Origin of the sequence: Brachybacterium fresconis, from assembly GCF_017876515.1 — a bacterium.
In the GTDB taxonomy this organism is placed as follows: Bacteria; Actinomycetota; Actinomycetes; order Actinomycetales; family Dermabacteraceae; genus Brachybacterium; species Brachybacterium fresconis.
The window spans coordinates 3,244,070-3,260,179 of the sequence record NZ_JAGIOC010000001.1; the positions used below are offsets into that span (position 1 = coordinate 3,244,070).

Genomic DNA, 16,110 nt, shown 5'->3' on the forward strand with positions numbered 1-16,110 from the left:
TCAGAACAGGAAGTACCGCTGCGCCATGGGCACGAACTCAGCCGGTTCGTGCTCGATCAGCTCCCCGTTGATCCGCACCGCGTAGGTGTCGGGGTCCACCTCGATCTTCGGCCGGGCGGTGTTCAGCGGAAGATCGTCCTTGGTGACCTTCCGGGTCGAGGTGATCGGCACGATCTCGTGGTCCACGCCCATCCGCTCGACGACGCCGCTGTCCATCGCCAGTTCGGAGACGAAGGCGAGGCTCGTGGCCCCGGCCGCCTTGGTGTGGGCGTTGAAGCCGAGCCGCCCGTGCACGGGCTGCGGGGTGGGGATCGAGGCGTTCGGGTCGCCGATCGCGGCGACCGCCGCCATCCCGCCCTTGAACACGGCCGAAGGGCGCACGCCGAACAGCGAGGGCTGCCACAGCACGAAGTCGGCCAGCTTGCCCACCTCGATCGAGCCGACGTGCCGGTCGATCCCGTGCGCGACCGCCGGAGCGATCGTGTACTTGGCGACGTAGCGGCGCGCGCGGTGGTTGTCGGCTGCGGAGTCGCCGTCGGCCAGTCCGCGCACCCGCTTCATCTGGTGGGCCGTCTGCCAGGTGCGCATGATCGTCTCGCCGATGCGGCCCATCGCGAGCGAGTCCGAGCTCATGATCGACAGCGCCCCCATGTCCTGCAGCACGTCCTCCGCGGCGATCGTGCCGGCGCGCACCCGGGACTGGGCGAAGGAGAGGTCGTTGGGGATCTGGGGGTTGAGGTGATGGGCGACCATCACCATGTCCAGGTGCTCGTCGACGGTGTTGACCGTGTACGGACGCGTGGGGTTGGTCGAGGCCGGCAGCACGTTGCGCTCGGAGGCGACCTTGATGATGTCCGGGGCGTGGCCGCCGCCGGCGCCCTCGGTGTGGAAGGCGTGGAAGGTCCGCCCGTCGACCGCCTTCAGCATGTCCTCGACGAAGCCGGCCTCGTTGAGGGTGTCGGAGTGGATGGCGACCTGCACGCCGGTGGCGTCGGCGATCTGCAGCGTCTTGTCGATCACGGCGGGGGTCGCGCCCCAGTCCTCGTGGATCTTGAAGCCGCCCATCCCGGCGCGGACCTGCTCCAGCAGCGCCTCGTCGTTCATGGCGTTGCCGCGGCCCAGGAACATGAAGTTCACCGGCCAGGGGTCCAGCCCCTGGAACATCTTCTCCAGCCACCAGGCGCCCGGGGTGGCCAGGGCCGCCTTGGACCCCTCGGCCGGGCCGGTGCCGCCGCCGATCACGGTGGTGACGCCGGCGTTCAGGCCCACCTTCAGCTGGTCGGGGGTGACGTAGTGGACGTGGGTGTCGATCGCCCCGGCGGTCATGATCATGCCGTTGCCGGCCATCACCTCGGTGGAGGGACCGATCACGAGGGACTCGTCGACCCCGTCCATCACATCGGGGTTGCCGGCCTTGCCGATCCCGCAGAACCTCCCATCCCGGATGCCGACGTCGGCCTTGACGATCCCCCAGTGATCGAGGATGACCACCCCGGTGATCACCAGGTCCGGGGTGCCCTCGGCGCGGGTGCGGGCGGACTGCAGCATCGACTCGCGGATCGATTTGCCGCCCCCGAAGACGGCTTCGTCGCCGCCGATGTACTGGTCCTCCTCCACCTGGATGACGAGGTCGGTGTCCGCCAGGCGGATGCGGTCTCCGGTCGTCGGGCCGTAGCTGGCGACGTACTCGGCACGAGGGATCTCAGGCATCGAGCGGTCCTCCGCTTTCCCCGCGGAAGCCCCGCGCGATGCGGGCTCCGCGATAGTCGATCAGCTCCACGTCCTCGTCGGCCCCGGGCTCGAAGCGCACGGAGCCGCCGGAGACGATGTTCAGGCGCTTGCCCCAGGCGGCGGAGCGGTCGACGTCCAGCGCGGGATTGACCTCGGCGAAGTGGAAGTGGGAGCCGACCTGGATCGGTCGGTCGGCGGTGTTGACGACCCGCAGGGAGATCGCGGTGGCGCCCTCGTTGATCCGGACCGGGCCGTCGGCCAGCAGGACCTCGCCGGGGATCACCGGGGCCCGCTGATCCACGATGTCGTCGGTGGTGCGTCGAGGGGCCTGGCGGGCGCTGGTCCCCGCGCGGCGCGGCTCGCTGGGGGCACCGACGCCGGAGGCACCCGGGGTGGGGGTCTGCTCGTACTCGCGCCCGGGATCATCCGAGGTGTGGGCCGCGGTGCTCGCCGTGTCCGGGTCGTCCGGCGTCAGCTGCGGGTTGTCGAAGGGGTTGGCCTCCATCTCGGGGGCGGCGGCCGGATCCTGCGGGGGCTTCTCGTTGCTCATGGCTCTCCTGCCTCACTGCACCGGGTCGGTGACCGTGACGAGCTTCGTCCCATCGGGGAAGGTCGCTTCGACCTGCACCTGGGCGAGCATCTCGGGGACGCCTTCCATGACGTCGTCACGGCCCAGCACGTAGCGGCCGCCCTCCATCAGGTCTGCGACCGACTGGCCGTCCCGGGCGCCCTCGAGCAGGTAGGACGTGATCAGGGCCGTGGCCTCGGGGAGGTTGAGCGTGAGGCCGCGCTCCTTGCGCTCGAGCGCCAGCTTGCCGGCCATGTGGACCATGAGCCGTTCCTGCTCGTGCATGCTCAGAAACATCCGACCCTCCACCCTCGCGGCGACAAGGACCTCATAGTCTCCCGTCGCCGCGACGGGGTCAATCCGAGGTGCATCGGCGAGCCGGGGTCGGGCAGGTGTGCCGGTGATGAGGGGTGGGGCGGGGGTGCCTGGTCGGGTACGGGCGATATAGCGGGCGCCCTGCCCATATAGGCACCGTGTCCGCCATGCTGCCAGTACTCGACGATGCCCGCTGCAGCCGGGCGACGTCGTGGACGGCGATCGCGGGAGCGGAAGGGCGCAGGAGCTCCAGGCGCCGGCCTCGGCCTGGTCTCTGCCGCTCGCGAGCTCGCAGCACGTCGATCAGGCTCTGCTTGCTGACTGATCTCCTGCCGCTCGCGAGCTCGCAGCACGTCGATCAGTCGACGACGCCGAACAGCCGGTCGCCGGCGTCGCCGAGGCCGGGCACGATGTAGCCGTTCTCGTCGAGCTTCTCGTCGATGGAGGCGGTGACGACGGTCAGGTCGACCGCCGGATCCAACTGCTCGTCCAGGGCCTTCAGTCCCTCCGGGGCGGCCAGCAGGGTCACGCAGGTGATGTCGCGGGCGCCGCGCTCATGGAGGTACTCGCAGGAGGCGATGAGGGTGTGCCCGGTGGCGAGCATCGGGTCGAGCACGAAGCACTGGCGGCCGGAGAGGTCGTCCGGCAGACGGTTCGCGTAGGTGGTGACCTCGAGGGTCTCGTCGTTGCGGACCATGCCCAGGAAGCCGACCTCCGCGGTCGGCAGCAGCCGGGTGAGGCCGTCGAGCATGCCGAGGCCGGCGCGCAGGATCGGCACCACCATCGGCTTGGGGTTGGTCAGCCGGGTGCCGGTCATCGTGGTCACCGGGGTCTCGATCTGCACCGGAGCGACGGCGACGTTGCGGGTCGCCTCGTAGGCCAGCAGGGTCACGAGCTCATCGGCGAGCTGGCGGAACACCGAGGAATGGGTGGCGCGATTGCGCAGCACCGACAGCTTGTGGGCAACGAGGGGGTGGTCGATCTCCAGGACGCGCATAGGGGTGAATCTACCGGATACGAAGTGCGCAAGATCGGTCGGGCAGGGACCTCGCCGCTGTGCGGATACTTGCACCATGCGCGACACCGATCCTCTGCGCCGTCTCCTCGATGCCGTCCTCGAGGAGGGCGACGGCTCGCTCGAGGCCATGGCCTCCGGCGCTCACCTCTCCCCTTTCTACTTCCAGCGCACCGTCCGGGCGGGCGCCGGGGAGTCCCCGTCGATGATCCGCCGACGGGTGCTGCTCGAGCAGGCCGCCTGGCGCCTCCAGCGCGGCACCGCCGTGACCGACGCCGCCCTCGAGGCCGGCTACGACTCGGTCGATGGCTTCTCCCGTGCCTTCCATCGCGCCTTCGGCTGCGCACCCTCGCGGCTCCCGCCCGCGGTGGAGCGAGGGCACTGGCTGCCGGCCCCCAACGGCCTGCACTTCCACTCGCCGACGGTGCTGTACCTCGCGGCCGACGGGACGAGCGAGGTCTCCTCCGGGGACGTGACGCTGCTGATGGTCGAGCACGATCTCGAGGACATCGAGGCCCTGCTGGCCGTGACGCAGGAGCTGTCCGCCGAGGAGCTCGACCGGGTGCGGCTGCCCGGTCACCGCCCCCGGTTCTTCGACGGGTCCGAGGAGACCATCGCCCAGACCCTCCGCCACCTCGTGCTCAGCAGAGAGCCGTGGCTGGCGGCCGTCGCGGGGGAGGAGGAGCCGGACCTCGGCGGGCCCTCCGATCCTGCTGCCCTGCGCGAGCGCCACGCCCGCACCGGCGCCCGCTGGCTCGCCCTGATGCGAGAGATCCGGAGCCGCGGCGCCTGGCAGGACCGGGTCATCGATGCGCTGTGCGATCCGCCCGAGAGCTTCCTGATCGGCCAGATCGTGGCCCACGAGCTCACCTTCTCCGCCCACCGCCGCCAGAGCCTGCGGTGGATGCTGGCCGATGCCGGCGCGGACCTCGCCCACCCGGCCCTCGACCCCGACCCGATCCTCTGGCACCGACGACGTACAGGAGACCAGCCATGACCGCCTACCGCTACTTCACCGCGACCACCCTCGACGGGTTCCTCGCCGACGAGCACGACAGCCTGGACTGGCTGCTGTCCCAGCCCACCGGGACCGACGGCATCCTTCCCTACGACGACTTCATCTCCGACATCGGTGCCGTCGTCGTGGGGCGCACCACCTACCAGTGGGTCCTCGACCACTCCGAGACCGTCGACGGCGCCTGGGTCTTCACCCAGCCCTCGTTCGTGTTCACCCACCGCTCCCTCGCGTCCACGGCCGAGGACATCACCTCGCTCTCGGGATCTCCTGCGCAGCACCGCGCCTCCCTCGAGGCCGCGGCCGACGGGATGGACATCTGGATCGTCGGCGGCGGCGACCTGGCTGCGGAGTTCGCCCGGGCGGGCATGCTCGATGAGATCTTCGTGTCGATCGCACCGGTGACGCTCGGGGCCGGCAAGCCCCTGCTCGGCGGGCGCTTTGACCTCGAGCTGCAGGATCACGGGACCAACGGGGCGCTGCTCGAGGCGCGCTACCGCGTGGTGGGGGAGCGGGACTGAACGCCTCCGCCGTGGACACGCCACAATGACCCCATGACCGATGACGAGCTGATGGGCCTGGCGATCGACGAGGCCCGCGCGGCCGCCGCCCGCGAACCGGCCGATGTGCCGATCGGCGCGGTCGTCGTCGGTCCTGACGGGACTGTGCTCGCCGCCGCCGGGAACCGACGCGAGGCCGACGAGGACCCCACCGCCCACGCCGAGATCCTCGCCCTGCGTGAGGCCGCGAGGGCAACGGGACGCTGGAACCTCACCGGGTGCACGCTCGTGGTCACCCTCGAGCCGTGCACCATGTGCGCCGGCGCGATCGTCCTGGCCCGCACCCGGCGCGTGGTCGTCGGCGCCCCCGATCCGAAGGCCGGGGCCGCCGGTTCCCTCTACGACCTGGTGCGCGAACCTCGGCTGAACCACCGCGCGGAACTGATCACCGGGGTGCGCGAGCAGGAGTGCGGCGATCTGCTGCGGGACTTCTTCCGGTCCCGGCGGAACAGGGGCGGGGGTGTGGACGGGGCGCGGACCTCGTGAATCCTCGAAGAAGAGCGAGTGGTGCCCACGAATGGCCGGGCACAGGTTGACCAGATGTCGAGATCTGGTCGACCAGCACTCTTCCGTGGTGGTCATCTGGGGCGTACCATCGAGCCATGAGCGCATCCGTCGAGGCAGGAAGCGGAGCTGAGCGCCCGCAGCAGGTGGTGAAGGTCCAGGAGGCCAAGACCCGCCTGTCTTCCCTGTTGCGCGAGGTCGAAGCGGGGGGCGAGATCACCATTGCGCGGGGCGGCACCGCAGTCGCCCGTCTTGTCCCGGTCGGACCGGTCACGAGGGCGGACCGCCGTCGTCCGATGGGGTTCTTGCAGTACAGCCTTCCCGACACGTTCTTCGACGATCTGCCGGACGAGGAGCTGCAGGCGTGGGAGGGCGGCGCGTGACTGAGCTGCTCGTCGACACGCATGTGCTCATCTGGGCGATGGCCGATCCGCAGAAGCTCACGTCTGCTGCGGACGCCGCGCTCGCCGATCCGGACACGGTGGTCTGGGTGTCGGCGGCGTCCGCGTGGGAGATCGCCACCAAGGTGCGGATCGGCAAGCTGGCGGGGGCGGAGTCGCTCGTTCTCGACTACGCGCAGCATCTCGAGCGGTGGTACGCCACGCCGTTGCCCCTGGACTCCGCCGACTCGCTCCTGGCCGGTTCCATCGCGTGGGACCACCGGGATCCCTTCGACAGGATGATCGTCGCGCAGGCGATCCGTCGTGGTCTCCCGCTGGTCAGCGCGGACAAGGTCTTCGACGGGCTGCGGGGGGTCGAGCGCATCTGGTGATCGTGACATCGGCTGCCACCGTGGTCGATACGAGCTTCGCCGAGGGCGCCGCGGGCTGATCCCGACCAGGGCACACTGGGGGCATGGCGACTCCTGCCCGACGACGATCCGCGGTCATCACCGCCCTGGTGGTGGTGCTCGTCGGGATGCTCCTGTATGCCGGGGCGATCTGGGTGGCGCCGACGGAGCGCTCCGACGGCGTGTGCGAGGGCATCGGATTCGGCTGCTCGCCCGCGCCCCAGGACGCCCTCATTCTCCTCGCGGTGATCGCCGTGCTCCCGATGATGGTGTGCATGGTCGCCACCTGCACCGTGGGCATCCTGGCGCTGCTGCGCTGGACCCGCCTTCCGGGGGTCGTCGTCGGTCTGATCGGCACGATCGGCGGCGCGCTCGTCTCCGCGGTGGTGACCCTGGGGTTCGTGATACTGATCTGAAGCCGGAGGCAGTGCTGGGCGCAGGGTCGTGCGGCGGTCAGATCCAGCCCTGCCGGCGAGCGATCGCCACCGCCTCGTGCCGGTTCGCGGCCTGCAGCTTCGCCTGTGCGCTGGAGAGATAGTTGCGCACGGTGCCCTCGGCCAGGTGCGCACGTCGGGCGATCTGTTCGATGGCGGCGCCGTCGGCCGCGTACTCGAGCACATCGGCCTCCCGCGGCGTGAGCGGCGAGTCCCCCGAGGAGATCGTCTCCGCAGCCAGCTCCGGATCGATCACCCGGCGCCCGGCGGCCACCGAGCGCACTGCGCGGGCCAGCTGATCGGCCGAGGTGGTCTTGGGGAGAAACCCCAGCACGCCCTGGGCGAGGGCCCTCTTGAGGTAGCCGGGCCGGGCGTGCGAGGTGAGGATCAGGCAGCGGGTGTCGGGGGAGAGCTCGGCGATCCGGGTGGCGAGCTCGAGCCCGTCGCCGTCGGGCAGCTGCAGGTCGAGCACCGCGACGTCCGGCTGCTCGGCCCGGGCCAGGCGCTCGCCGTCGGCGACCGTGGCGGCCTCCCCGCGCACGTCGAGGTCGGCCTCGAGGGACAGCATCGTGGCCAGTGCAGAGCGGATCAGGTTCTCGTCGTCGACGAGGATCACGCGCAGCGGGACGGGGCCAGCAGGGGATTCAGCGGTCATCGTGTGCCTCCCGGGGCATCGAAGCGGACATCGAGGGTGAAGGTGCCGTCCTCGCGATGGGTGCTCAGGGTGGCGCGCGGGCCCAGGCGCTCGCGCATCCCGGTCAGCCCGCTGCCCTCGTGCACCTCGCGGGGGCCAGGGGCGCCGTCGTTGACCAGGGTGACTCCGGACGGGTGCAGGCTGATCATCACGGTCGACGGATCCCCGTGGCGCAGGATGTTGGTGCCTCCCTCGCGCAGCACCCACGCGGCGGTGCCCGCGTGCCGGGCCGGGACGTCCTCGGCGTCGCCCTCGATCGTGACCGTCGCGTGCGCCGAGCGCAGCAGGGATGCGGTGCCGCGCAGCTCGGTGGCCAGGTCCGCCTCCCGGTAGCCGCGCACCAGAGCCCGGATCTCCGCCAGGGAGGTGCGGGCGATCTGCGCCGCTTCGCGGCCGTGCTCGACGGCGCGGGGATCCTGCCGCTCGGCCAGCTGCGCCACCAGTTCGGCCTTCACCGCGATCACCGAGAGGTCGCGCCCGGTCACGTCGTGCAGGTCCCGGGCGAAGCGCAGCCGCTCCTCCGCGACGGCGAGCTGGGCCTGCGCCTGGCGGGCGGTGTCGAGCTCGCGCACCATCGCGGCCAGCCACAGCGACAGCCGGGTCATGATCACCGCGGCGACCACGAGCGTGGCGGGAGAGATCGCCTCGGTGAGAGATCCCGACAGCGCGGCCGCCACCGCCCCGAAGATCAGCGTGCACGCCATCCCGATCTCCCAGCGCCACCGGATGGCTGCGGTGGTGACCAGCAGGGACAGCGAGATGAGCAGCAGGCGGGGATCTGCGCCGCCGAGCAGGACCGTCCCCGTGATCAGCACCGAGGGCGCGCCCGTGGCCGCGAGGGTGAGATCGGTGGGGAGGCGACCCACCTGGGGCAGGTCCCACCGGTCCCGGGCGGTGGAGGGCTCGGCCGCGGCCCAGACGGCGAGGGCGCGCCACCCCGACCAGGCGCCCAGGCCGATCTGAAGGGTCACGGCCGCTGAGGAGATCGGGTCGGCGGCGAAGGCCTGCGGGACGCTGAGGCCGGCGAACAGCGCGACGCCCAGCGGGAGCATCACCAGCACCCCGACGACGGACCATGCCGTATAGGCGAAGAAGACGCTCCACTGGCGGCCCAGGGTGCTGTCGCCGAGGGTGGTGTCCACGTCTGTCCTCCTGGGGTGGTCGCAGGGAGCCTATCGGAGCCGGGGCGAGCAGGAGACCTCAGACGATGGCGCCGAGGAACAGGCTGCCGAAGACGCCGAAGACGGCACCCCAGAGGATGATCGAGATGCCCATCCACAGGTAGACCTTCCCGCGAGCGGCGCCGAGGGCGACCAGGGCGGGGCCGGAGAGCTGCGAGGCGACGACGATCGGGCCCAGCAGGCACACGCCGGGCACGCCGTACTTGTCCAGTGCTGCAGCGACCTTCGCGCGGAACCGGGACGGCCGGCGCTCCGCCGGCGCCTTCTCCGCTGCTGCGAGCTCGCCCCGGCGCCGGCCCAGGCCCGAGGCGACGGCGTCCCGCGCCCGAGAGCTCAGGGCGATCGCGGCGAAGGTGGCGATCAGATTCCCGATCACGGCCGCGGGGATCGCCAGCGCCGGGTGGATGCCGAGGCTGGTGCCCAGGAAGCTGCCGAGGTAGGACTCGATGAAGGGGATCGCGCCGACGGGCACGAGGACGAGGGTCTGCAGCCACGGGTCGAGGCCGGAGACGAGGGTGTGGAGCTGGGCGAGGAGGTCCTGGAACATGGCGGGAATCCTTTCGGTGGATGATGTCTCCAGTGTTCCGAGGACCGGGGCCGGCCAGTAGGGCGAGGGGTCACCGGCGCCGATGGGTCGTGCATGCATCACCCATGAGAAATGTCAGGGCGCGTGTCGTCCCGGAGCCGCGGGCGGGCCGCACCGGATCTGCCGCGGGTCCCGGAATCAGAAATTGAGCTGACGTGCTGGCCAGGACGCGATACACCTGGGGTCATGGCATACCTCGACATCGCGGGCATCGACTACACGCTGGCCGACGGCAGACCCTTGCTGCGCGACGTCTCCTTCCGGGTGGGAGAAGCCGCACGAGTCGCCCTCATCGGTGCCAACGGCGCCGGCAAGACCACCCTGCTGCGCCTCATCACCGGCGATCTGGCCCCGGATTCCGGGGCCATCACCCAGGACGGGACCCTGGGAGTCATGCGCCAGTTCCTCGCCGGCGGCACGGTGCGCGAGCTGCTGCTGTCGGTGGCTCCGCCGGCCCTGCGGCGGGCGGGAGAGGCCGTGGACCGGGCGGAGCGGGCGATGGAGCGGACGGCCTCGACGACGTCGCAGATGGAGTACGCGAATGCCCTCACCGCCTGGGGCGAGGTCGGCGGATACGAGGCCGAGGTCCTCTGGGACGTCTGCACGGTCGCAGCCCTCGGCGCGACGTTCGAGGGCTGTCGGGACCGTCCCGTCCCGTCGCTGTCCGGCGGGGAGCAGAAGCGGCTCGCCCTGGAGGCCCTGCTGCGCGGGCCCGACGAGATGCTGCTGCTGGACGAGCCGGACAACTTCCTGGACGTGCCCGGCAAGCGCTGGCTCGAGGAGCGCCTGGTCGAGTCCGGCAAGAGCGTGCTGTACGTCAGCCACGACCGCGAACTGCTCGCCCGGACCGCGACCGCGATCGTCACGCTCGAGCTGGGCGGGGCCGGGAACACCGCCTGGACGCATGCGGGCGGCTTCGCGACCTACCAGGAGGCGCGCGAGAAGCGATTCGAGCGGCTCGAGGAGCTGCGTCGACGCTGGGACGAGGAGCAGACGAAGCTGCGCGACCTGGTGCAGATGTACAAGCAGAAGGCCGCCTACAACTCCGACATGACCTCCCGGTATCGCGCGGCGCAGACCCGGCTGGCCCGTTTCGAGGAGGCCGGGCCGCCGCAGGCCGTCCCGCGCGAGCAGAAGCTCGGCATGCGCCTGCGCGGTGGTCGCACGGGCAAGCGCGCGATCGTGTGCGAGGACCTCGAGCTGACGGATCTCATGCTCCCCTTCGACCTCGAGGTCCGCTTCGGCGACCGGGTCGCCGTGCTGGGCTCCAACGGATCGGGCAAGTCCCACTTCCTGCGGCTGCTCGCCGCCGGGGGCAGCGATCCCGAGCCCGAGCACCTCCCGGTCTCCGACGTGCCGATCGACCCCGTGGAGCACACGGGCACGGCCCGGCTCGGGGCCCGGGTGCGCCCCGGCTGGTTCGCGCAGACCCACGGTCGGGCCGACCTCGCCGGACGGACCCTGCTGTCGATCCTGCACCGCGGGGACGAGCACCGCGCGGGCAGGCCCCGGGAGGAGGCCGCCCGGGTGCTGGCGCGCTACGAGCTCGCACGCGCCGCCGAGCAGACCTTCGACTCGCTCTCCGGCGGCCAGCAGGCGCGCTTCCAGATCCTCCTGCTCGAACTGGGCGGCGCGACCCTGCTGCTGCTCGATGAGCCCACCGACAACCTCGATCTCGAATCCGCCGAGGCGCTCCAGCAGGCCCTCGCCACCTTCGAGGGGACCGTCGTCTCGGTCACCCACGATCGCTGGTTCGTCCGGGACGTCGACCGGTTCCTGATCTTCGGCGGGGACGGGGAGGTCTACGAGTCCGACGTGCCCGTCTGGGACGAGGGCCGGGTGGCACGCCCTCGTGCGTGATCCCGTCCACACCCTCGGCCGCAGGTCTGTGAGGTTTGTTGCGGCAGATGAACCCATGCTTCGGCTCGAGCGGCCCGCGATGCTTGAATCCTGAGGTGATCACTCTCGATGGCCTCACGAAGGTCTTTCCCGCACCCGGCGGGGGAGACCCCGTCGTCGCGCTCGACGGGATCGACCTCCAGCTCGACGCCGGCCGCGTCCACGGCATCGTCGGCCGCTCCGGCGCCGGCAAGTCCACCCTCATCCGCTGCCTGACCGGACTGGAGAAGCCCACCTCCGGTCGGGTCGAGGTCGACGGCACCGATGTGGCCGCGCTCGAGGGCGGCGCCCTGCGCGCCGCCCGCCGCAACATCGGCATGGTCTTCCAGCACGCGAACCTGCTGGACTCCCGCACCGCCGCCCAGAACATCTCCCACCCGCTCGAGATCGCCGGGGTGCCCCGTGCCGAGCGGCAGCGCCGCGTCGCCGAGCTGGTCGAGATCGTCGGTCTCAGCGGACGCGAGCACAACTACCCCGCTCAGCTCTCCGGCGGCCAGATCCAGCGCGTCGGCATCGCCCGCGGCCTGGCCGCAGAACCGAAGGTGCTGCTGTGCGACGAGCCCACCAGCGCGCTCGACGGCTCCACCACCCACCAGATCCTGACGCTGATCAGCGACCTGCGCGAGCGGCTCGGGATCACCGTCGTGGTCATCACCCATGAGATGGCCGTGGTGCGCGAGGTCTGCGACACCGTGACGCTGCTGCAGGACGGCCGGGTCACCCAGACCGGGGACCTGCTGGACGTGGCCGCGGATCCGCACGGCGCGCTCTCGGCCGAGCTGATCCCGCTGCCGCCCGCCCCCACCGGCATCGAAGCCCTCGTCGTCAACTGCGACTACGGCGATTCCCCGACCATCCGCACCAGCGACGACCTCGTGCGTCGGGCCGAGACCTACGAGGCCGCCGCGACCATCGTCGCCGGGACCATCGAGACCATCAGCGGCCGCCAGGTCGGCCGCGTCCAGCTGGCGCTGCGCAACTATTCCGGCGCGCCCATCAGCCGGGAGGGCCTGGACGCCTTCCTGCGCGAGCTCGAGGGCGAAGGCGTCGTGACCAAGGAGGTGACGGCCTGATGGAGTGGCTCCAGAACCCGGTGTTCACCACCTGGGACTCCAACACGAGCTTGTGGTCGAACGCCCTGATCACGCTCTACATGACCGCCGGCACGATGGTCTTCGCGACCCTGGTGGGCCTGCCGCTGGGGATCCTTCTGTTCGAGACCGAGAAGGCCCGAGGTTCCCTGGCCCTCTGGGCGAATCGCATCGTGGGATTCGTGGTGAACGTCGGGCGCTCCTTCCCGTTCATCATCCTGATCATCGCGCTGATCCCCGTGACGCGCTTCGTGGTCGGTCGCGTGACCGGACCGAACGCGGCGATGTTCGCCCTGACGATCTCGGCGATCCCGTTCCTGGCCCGGTTGATCGAGATCAACCTCCGCGAGATCTCCGCCGGGAAGATCGAGGCGACCCAGATGATGGGTGCCTCGCGCTGGCAGGTGATCCGTCAGGTCCTGCTGCCCGAGGCGCTCCCGGGCATCATCGGCACCCTCACCACCACCACGATCACCGTGATCGGCTACACCGCCATGGCGGGGGTGATCGGCGGCAAGGGGCTCGGGGACCTCGCCACCCGGATGGGGTACCAGAGCTACGACAACGTCGTGATGGTCGCGACCGTGCTGCTGCTGATCGTCATGGTCATCGCCGTCCAATCGCTCGGCTCGTCGCTGGCGAAGGCGGTCGACCACCGCGCCCGACAGTCCTGACCGCCGGCCCTCGGTGCCCCGCCCCTCGATCCCTCTGCATCCCAGGAGATACCCATGAACGCATTCCCCCGCCGCACCCTGTTCGCCGCCGGCGCCGGCCTCGGCACCCTCGCCCTGGCCGCCTGCGGCGCCGGTGAACCCGAGGCCCCCGAGGAAGTGGACGGCGTCACGAAGCTCGACGTCGGGGCCACGCCCGCGCCCCATGGGGAGATCCTCCAGTTCATCCAGGACAACCTCGCCGCGGACGCCGGCCTCGAGCTGACGATCACCACCTACACGGATTACCAGATCCCCAACCAGGCGCTGAACGACGGCGACCTCGACGCCAACTACTACCAGACGCCCAACTTCCTGCAGTCCCAGGAGGAGGAGAAGGGCTACGACTTCCACGGCTTCGACGGCGTGCACATCGAGCCGATGGGCCTGTACTCCGCGACCATCACCAGCCTGGACGAGCTGGCCGACGGCGATGAGATCGCCATCGCGAGCGACCCCGCCAATCGCGGCCGCGGCCTCAGCCTGCTGGCCGACAACGGCGTGATCACCCTCGCCGAGGGCGTCGAGTCGGTCGAAGCGACCACGGCCGACATCGAGGACAACCCCAAGAACCTGGAGTTCACGGAGATCGAGGCCGCGCAGATCCCCCGCACGCTCTCCGACTTCGCCGCGGGCGTCGTCAACGGCAACTACGCCCTCGACGCGGGGCTGAAGCCCTCCGAGGAGGCCATCGTGCTCGAGAGCAGTGGTGAGGAGAGCCCGTACTCGAACATGCTGGTATGCCGCGAGGCCGACAAGGACAACGCCGGCATCGTGGCCCTCGACGAGCTGCTGCACAGCGACGAGGTCAAGGCGTTCATCGAGGAGACCTACACCGACGGATCCGTCCTGCCCGCCTTCTGAGTAACCTGGGGCCATGTCGCGCCTGAAGGATCCCGCCCGCCTGCTCGCCGGACGCCGTGCCCTGATCACCGGAGCCAGCCGCGGGATCGGGGCCGACATCGCCCGGGCCTGCGCCGCAGCCGGCGCCGATCTGGTGCTGACCGCTCGCGATGCCACCGCGCTCGAGGAGACCGCCGGCCGGCTCGGCGCGGAGCACGACGTGCGCACCGCGGTGCTGGCGGCGGACCTCGCCGACCCCGCGGTGCCCGAGACCCTCTGGCAGGAGGCCTCGGCGGCTCTCGACGGCCCCGAGGGGCTGGACGTGCTGGTCAACAACGCCGGCCTCTCCCATCCGGAGACGGTCGACCAGCTCGAGGCCGCGCACTTCGACGAGACCCTCCAGGTGAACCTGAGGGCCCCGGCGCTGCTCGCCGCCCGCGCCGGCACGGCCATGGCGCGTGCCGGCGGCGGCGCCGTCGTCACCATCGCCTCCGCCGCGGCGCTGCGTCCCCTCGCGGAGCACTACTCCTACTCGGTCGCCAAGGCCGGCCTGGTGATGGCCACCCGCACCCTCGCCCTCGAGCTCGGGGACCGCGGGGTGCGGGCCAACTCGATCTGCCCCACCATCGTGCTCACGGACATGGGCCAGCAGGTCTGGGGCGATCACCCCGACAAGGCCGCGCCGATGCTCGCCCGGATCCCGCAGGACCGCTTCGCCCAGCCGCACGAGGTCTCCGACGTCGCCGTCTGGCTCGCCTCCGACGCCGCCTCCATGGTCAACGGCGCGGAGATCCCGGTCGACGGCGGGTACCTGGTCAGCTGAGAATCTGCTGGGTCGCGGAGGTCAGCGGCGCAGCGCCGGATGCCCGGCCCGGCCACTGGCCTGCGCGAGCGCGTCCTGGACCGCGTAGTAGGCACTCTTGCGGGTGTAGTCCTCCCACATCACGGTCGCCGCGCCCTGGCCCTCGAAGGTCACCGGCACCCACGAGTAGGTGTCCACGAAACCCCAGAGCGTCAGGGAGGTGCAGCCGACGGCCGCCAGCGCCCCCTCGGTCATGCGCCAGTAGTAGTCGGCCTGCTTCGCCAGCTGCTCCTCGGTGGGCTCGGCGCCGTCGGGCAGGTCCATGCGCACGTCGAGCTCGGTGATGGCGGTCTCCAGCCCCAGGTCGGCGAAGCGCTCCAGGTTCTCGACGAGCCCTCCGGGGAAGCCGTAGCGGATCGACAGGTGCCCCTGGGTGGAGAAGCCGTGCACGGGGACGCCGTCGGCCAGCAGGTCCTGGACCAGGGCGTAGTAGGCGTCGGACTTCGCATTGACGCCCTCGACGTTGTAGTCGTTGACGTACAGCCTCGCCTGCGGATCGGCCGCATGGGCCCAGCGGAAGGCGTCGGCGATGATGCCGGGCCCCAGCTCGCGGATCCAGATGTTCTCGCTCTCGCGCAGGGCGCCGTCCTCGGTGAAGATCTCGTTGGCCACGTCCCACTGCTGGATGTGGCCTGCATAGCGGCCGACGACGGTGTCGATGTGGTCCTTGAGGATCGTGCGCAGCTCCTCCGGGCCGAACTCGCCCTCCTCGAGCCAGGCGGGGTTCTGGCTGTGCCACAGCAGCGTGTGGCCGCGCACCACCTGCCCGTGGCGGCGGGCGAAGTCCATGATCGCGTCCGCGGCGGCGAAGGCGTAGGTGTCGCGCTCCGGGCGCAGGAAGCTCCACTTCATCTGGTTCTCCGCCGACAGCGAGGTGAACTCCTGGCCCAGCAGCTCGCGATAGGTCTCGTCGTCCGTGAACGGCGGGGGATAGGGCTGGCTGGCGTGGTGCCCGCCGCCCGCCACGGCGGAGCCGATCTCGATCTCGCCCCCGGCCGCCCACGCCAGGTCGTCCTTCTTCGCGAGGCCCGGAGGGGTCCGCTCCCCGTTCCCGGGTGGGCCTGCGTTCCCGGGCGGGCCCGCGTTCCCGGGCGGGGCCGCGGACGCGGCGCCCCCGGCGGCGAGGGAGGTGGCGGCGGTGACTGCTCCGACGGTGAGGATCTGGCGGCGCTTCATGACGTCTCCTTCGACTTCGAAACATTTCGTTTCGTTTCGACGTGCGGTGAGCGTATGGTACGCATCACAGCACCGTCAAGGATGACGTCGCCGCCAGATCCTCACGGCAGGGACAGAAAACTTTCGGTCGAGCGCT

At 70.9% G+C, this 16,110-nt stretch carries 19 protein-coding genes; 11 read left to right on the plus strand and 8 right to left on the minus strand.

The features are described 5' to 3' along the window. The 4 genes from JOF44_RS14435 to upp form a co-directional block, all read right to left on the minus strand. The gene (locus JOF44_RS14435) at nt 1–1,710 is read right to left on the minus strand and encodes an urease subunit alpha (RefSeq protein ID WP_209892824.1); all 1,710 of its coding nucleotides are present in this window, start codon (nt 1,708–1,710) and stop codon (nt 1–3) included. Further along, entirely contained in the window at nt 1,703–2,281 is a 579-nt protein-coding gene (locus JOF44_RS20805) for an urease subunit beta (RefSeq protein ID WP_245348961.1), read from the minus strand. The genes JOF44_RS14435 and JOF44_RS20805 overlap by 8 nt, the downstream gene beginning before the upstream one ends. 12 nt (nt 2,282–2,293) lie before the next feature. Continuing rightward, the gene (locus JOF44_RS14445; protein ID WP_209892827.1) at nt 2,294–2,596 is read right to left on the minus strand and encodes an urease subunit gamma; all 303 of its coding nucleotides are present in this window, start codon (nt 2,594–2,596) and stop codon (nt 2,294–2,296) included. 376 nt (nt 2,597–2,972) lie between these two features. After that, a complete protein-coding gene (gene upp, locus JOF44_RS14450; RefSeq protein WP_076809881.1) occupies nt 2,973–3,611 on the minus strand; it encodes a uracil phosphoribosyltransferase in 639 nt (212 codons plus the stop codon). 76 nt (nt 3,612–3,687) lie between these two features. Here upp and JOF44_RS14455 point away from each other — a divergent pair, with 76 nt between their 5' ends. The 6 genes from JOF44_RS14455 (at nt 3,688) to JOF44_RS14480 (ending at nt 6,914) form a co-directional block, all read left to right on the plus strand. Beyond that, nucleotides 3,688–4,626: a helix-turn-helix domain-containing protein gene (locus JOF44_RS14455; protein ID WP_209892830.1), complete on the plus strand. Its 939-nt coding sequence runs from the start codon at nt 3,688–3,690 to the stop codon at nt 4,624–4,626. Then, nucleotides 4,623–5,165: a dihydrofolate reductase family protein gene (locus JOF44_RS14460; RefSeq protein WP_209892834.1), complete on the plus strand. Its 543-nt coding sequence runs from the start codon at nt 4,623–4,625 to the stop codon at nt 5,163–5,165. Before JOF44_RS14455 ends, JOF44_RS14460 begins: the two co-directional genes overlap by 4 nt. Before the next feature lie 33 nt (nt 5,166–5,198). Next, nucleotides 5,199–5,690: a nucleoside deaminase gene (locus tag JOF44_RS14465; protein WP_209892836.1), complete on the plus strand. Its 492-nt coding sequence runs from the start codon at nt 5,199–5,201 to the stop codon at nt 5,688–5,690. 116 nt (nt 5,691–5,806) lie between these two features. After that, nucleotides 5,807–6,091 carry a type II toxin-antitoxin system Phd/YefM family antitoxin gene (locus tag JOF44_RS14470; RefSeq protein WP_209892839.1) on the plus strand — a complete coding sequence of 95 codons (285 nt, stop codon included), beginning with the start codon at nt 5,807–5,809 and terminating at the stop codon, nt 6,089–6,091. Beyond that, a complete protein-coding gene (locus tag JOF44_RS14475; protein WP_209892842.1) occupies nt 6,088–6,480 on the plus strand; it encodes a type II toxin-antitoxin system VapC family toxin in 393 nt (130 codons plus the stop codon). Before JOF44_RS14470 ends, JOF44_RS14475 begins: the two co-directional genes overlap by 4 nt. An 83-nt stretch (nt 6,481–6,563) precedes the next feature. Beyond that, complete coding sequence (locus tag JOF44_RS14480) at nt 6,564–6,914, plus strand: hypothetical protein (RefSeq protein WP_209892845.1); 351 nt, start codon at nt 6,564–6,566, stop codon at nt 6,912–6,914. Between the two features lie 37 nt (nt 6,915–6,951). Here the strand turns inward: JOF44_RS14480 and JOF44_RS14485 are convergent, their stop codons facing one another. The 3 genes from JOF44_RS14485 to JOF44_RS14495 are packed head-to-tail and all read right to left on the minus strand — an operon-like array spanning nt 6,952 to nt 9,354. After that, nucleotides 6,952–7,587: a response regulator transcription factor gene (locus JOF44_RS14485; protein WP_209892848.1), complete on the minus strand. Its 636-nt coding sequence runs from the start codon at nt 7,585–7,587 to the stop codon at nt 6,952–6,954. Then, nucleotides 7,584–8,768, minus strand: a complete 1,185-nt coding sequence (locus JOF44_RS14490; RefSeq protein WP_342591795.1) for a sensor histidine kinase — start codon at nt 8,766–8,768, stop codon at nt 7,584–7,586. The genes JOF44_RS14485 and JOF44_RS14490 overlap by 4 nt, the downstream gene beginning before the upstream one ends. A 58-nt stretch (nt 8,769–8,826) precedes the next feature. Then, a complete protein-coding gene (locus JOF44_RS14495) occupies nt 8,827–9,354 on the minus strand; it encodes a hypothetical protein (protein ID WP_209892851.1) in 528 nt (175 codons plus the stop codon). Between the two features lie 225 nt (nt 9,355–9,579). On the opposite strand from JOF44_RS14495, the gene JOF44_RS14500 reads away from it, so the two are divergent. The 5 genes from JOF44_RS14500 to JOF44_RS14520 all read left to right on the plus strand — a co-directional run bounded on the left by JOF44_RS14500 (nt 9,580) and on the right by JOF44_RS14520 (nt 14,759). Beyond that, nucleotides 9,580–11,253 (plus strand): ABC-F family ATP-binding cassette domain-containing protein, encoded by a 1,674-nt coding sequence (locus JOF44_RS14500; RefSeq protein ID WP_209892854.1) that lies wholly within the window; start codon nt 9,580–9,582, stop codon nt 11,251–11,253. Between the two features lie 95 nt (nt 11,254–11,348). Then, nucleotides 11,349–12,365 carry a methionine ABC transporter ATP-binding protein gene (locus tag JOF44_RS14505; RefSeq protein WP_209892855.1) on the plus strand — a complete coding sequence of 339 codons (1,017 nt, stop codon included), beginning with the start codon at nt 11,349–11,351 and terminating at the stop codon, nt 12,363–12,365. Continuing rightward, nucleotides 12,365–13,057 (plus strand): methionine ABC transporter permease, encoded by a 693-nt coding sequence (locus JOF44_RS14510; RefSeq protein ID WP_209892858.1) that lies wholly within the window; start codon nt 12,365–12,367, stop codon nt 13,055–13,057. Before JOF44_RS14505 ends, JOF44_RS14510 begins: the two co-directional genes overlap by 1 nt. A 54-nt stretch (nt 13,058–13,111) precedes the next feature. After that, nucleotides 13,112–13,957, plus strand: coding sequence for a MetQ/NlpA family ABC transporter substrate-binding protein (locus JOF44_RS14515; RefSeq protein WP_209892861.1), 846 nt, complete (start codon nt 13,112–13,114; stop codon nt 13,955–13,957). Nucleotides 13,958–13,970: 13 nt separating this feature from the next. Further along, nucleotides 13,971–14,759 carry an SDR family NAD(P)-dependent oxidoreductase gene (locus JOF44_RS14520; protein ID WP_209892864.1) on the plus strand — a complete coding sequence of 263 codons (789 nt, stop codon included), beginning with the start codon at nt 13,971–13,973 and terminating at the stop codon, nt 14,757–14,759. Between the two features lie 21 nt (nt 14,760–14,780). Here JOF44_RS14520 and JOF44_RS14525 read toward each other — a convergent pair whose 3' ends face one another. Continuing rightward, nucleotides 14,781–15,974 carry an endo-1,4-beta-xylanase gene (locus tag JOF44_RS14525; protein ID WP_209892867.1) on the minus strand — a complete coding sequence of 398 codons (1,194 nt, stop codon included), beginning with the start codon at nt 15,972–15,974 and terminating at the stop codon, nt 14,781–14,783. Nucleotides 15,975–16,110: the final 136 nt, after the last annotated feature.

Bases quoted from the DNA above. Each gene is read 5' to 3' on its own strand.
- JOF44_RS14435 (WP_209892824.1), bottom strand. From the start codon at position 1,710: ATGCCTGAGATCCCTCGTGCCGAGTACGTCGCCAGCTACGGCCCGACG.
- JOF44_RS20805 (WP_245348961.1), bottom strand. From the start codon at position 2,281: ATGAGCAACGAGAAGCCCCCGCAGGATCCGGCCGCCGCCCCCGAGATG.
- JOF44_RS14445 (WP_209892827.1), bottom strand. From the start codon at position 2,596: ATGTTTCTGAGCATGCACGAGCAGGAACGGCTCATGGTCCACATGGCC.
- upp (WP_076809881.1), bottom strand. From the start codon at position 3,611: ATGCGCGTCCTGGAGATCGACCACCCCCTCGTTGCCCACAAGCTGTCG.
- JOF44_RS14455 (WP_209892830.1), top strand. From the start codon at position 3,688: ATGCGCGACACCGATCCTCTGCGCCGTCTCCTCGATGCCGTCCTCGAG.
- JOF44_RS14460 (WP_209892834.1), top strand. From the start codon at position 4,623: ATGACCGCCTACCGCTACTTCACCGCGACCACCCTCGACGGGTTCCTC.
- JOF44_RS14465 (WP_209892836.1), top strand. From the start codon at position 5,199: ATGACCGATGACGAGCTGATGGGCCTGGCGATCGACGAGGCCCGCGCG.
- JOF44_RS14470 (WP_209892839.1), top strand. From the start codon at position 5,807: ATGAGCGCATCCGTCGAGGCAGGAAGCGGAGCTGAGCGCCCGCAGCAG.
- JOF44_RS14480 (WP_209892845.1), top strand. From the start codon at position 6,564: ATGGCGACTCCTGCCCGACGACGATCCGCGGTCATCACCGCCCTGGTG.
- JOF44_RS14485 (WP_209892848.1), bottom strand. From the start codon at position 7,587: ATGACCGCTGAATCCCCTGCTGGCCCCGTCCCGCTGCGCGTGATCCTC.
- JOF44_RS14495 (WP_209892851.1), bottom strand. From the start codon at position 9,354: ATGTTCCAGGACCTCCTCGCCCAGCTCCACACCCTCGTCTCCGGCCTC.
- JOF44_RS14500 (WP_209892854.1), top strand. From the start codon at position 9,580: ATGGCATACCTCGACATCGCGGGCATCGACTACACGCTGGCCGACGGC.
- JOF44_RS14510 (WP_209892858.1), top strand. From the start codon at position 12,365: ATGGAGTGGCTCCAGAACCCGGTGTTCACCACCTGGGACTCCAACACG.
- JOF44_RS14515 (WP_209892861.1), top strand. From the start codon at position 13,112: ATGAACGCATTCCCCCGCCGCACCCTGTTCGCCGCCGGCGCCGGCCTC.
- JOF44_RS14520 (WP_209892864.1), top strand. From the start codon at position 13,971: ATGTCGCGCCTGAAGGATCCCGCCCGCCTGCTCGCCGGACGCCGTGCC.
- JOF44_RS14525 (WP_209892867.1), bottom strand. From the start codon at position 15,974: ATGAAGCGCCGCCAGATCCTCACCGTCGGAGCAGTCACCGCCGCCACC.